Consider the following 1,490-nt stretch of genomic DNA (forward strand, 5'->3'; position numbering starts at 1 on the left):
GGCGTTTGCCAATGGCCAGGCTGGTGTGGCCGCCGCTGCTCAGGGCCAGGTGTTCGCCGCTGGCGATGTGGGTCGATTGCGGGGTGCTGCTGGCGATGCCGGCCGGGCTGTGCAGCACCAGATGGGGGTCGGCCAGTTCGGGGTATTGGTTGGCGCTGGGGTTGCCGCCGGTGCCACGGATGGTGCTGTGTTGGGCCTTGAGTGCGTCGGCGACTTCGCCCTGGTCGCCGCTTTCCTGGGCCAGGTGGTCGCGGGCTTCGCTGGCGAAAGTGGCGTGGTGCTGGCGGGCGGTGTCGAGTTGTTCGGCGGTTTCCGGCAGGTCGGTGTGGTGTTCGGCGGCGCGCGGGCGCAGTTGAGTGGTGAGCAGCAGGCCGCCGCCGGCGCGCAGGACGCCGTGGGCGTCGGTGCGCAGTTCAAAACCTTCGCCGCGTGGCACGCCGCCACCGGGGCGTGGGTGGGTGAGGTAGCCGAGGGTGAGGGCGCTGGCCTGGTGGTCGCTCATCAGCGCGGCGCTGATTTGCCCGGTGGTGTCGTCCAGGCGCAGTTCGTTGTGGCGTTCGCCGTGCAGTTCCTTGCTACGGATCGGGCTGAGGGCCTTGAAGTCCGGCAGTTTGTACGGCGAGCGGTTGATGGCGTGGTAGCTGCGGCCGATGATCAGGGGCTGGTCGGGATCACCTTGTACGAAGCCGACCAGCACCTCCTGACCAACCCGGGGCAGGGCGACGTGGCCCCAACCGGCACCGGCCCAGTTGTGGGTGACGCGCACCCAGCAGGAGCTGCGGTCGTTGTCCTGGCCTTCGCGGTCCCAGGGGAATTGCAGGCGCACGCGGCCGTGTTCGTCGCAGTAGATTTCTTCGCCGGGCGGGCCGACCACGGTGGCGATCTGCGGGCCTTCGATGCAGGGTTTTGGGCGCGGCGGTGCTTGCCATTCGACGTTGTCGGGAATCAGTGTGGCGGTGAAGCTGTAATGGGTGCCCACCTGGCTGCCGGCGGCTTCTTCTTCCATCGCGGTGTGCTGGTGGCCGACATGTTTGATGGCAACGGCGCGCCAGCCGATGTTGAGGTCTTCACGGGGATGGCCGGTCAGATCGAACGCCAGCCCCGGCACCAGGCGCGCATCGTCGCCCGTGACTTCGGCGGTGCGCGCATCGCCGCGCAGGCCTTGCAGGCGGGTCTGGGTGAAGGGCTTGCCGGCGTCGTCGTGTTTGTAGCGGCCGGGGTAGTCGTAGCGTTCGTAGTCGGGGCTTTGGTGTTCCAGCTGGCGCGCCTGTTCGTGCTGCTCCAGGTTGTAGCGCGGGTGGGTGAAGGTGTAATCGCGCTGGGTCTGTTGGGCGCTGCGCACCTGCTAGCGGTAGGTGAAACTGTGCAGCGCCGGCTGGGCCTGATCGCCACCAGGGTTGGCCTCGTACACCAGCGGTTCGCCCTCGATCACACCGAAGCTGGCGATATGGTCGGCCTGGATCAGTTGGTGCCCACCCTCGCTGTGCTGG

At 68.0% G+C, this 1,490-nt stretch carries 1 protein-coding gene; it reads right to left on the minus strand.

What is annotated here, in order from left to right:
- Positions 1-1,342 (minus strand): type VI secretion system Vgr family protein (locus AACY31_RS28670; RefSeq protein ID WP_339505640.1); only part of this gene is annotated, 1,342 nt, incomplete at its 3' end.
- Positions 1,343-1,490 lie beyond the last annotated feature (148 nt).

The sequence above is a fragment of the Pseudomonas sp. RL_105y_Pfl2_101 genome, assembly GCF_963970585.1.
GTDB lineage: Bacteria > Pseudomonadota > Gammaproteobacteria > Pseudomonadales > Pseudomonadaceae > Aquipseudomonas.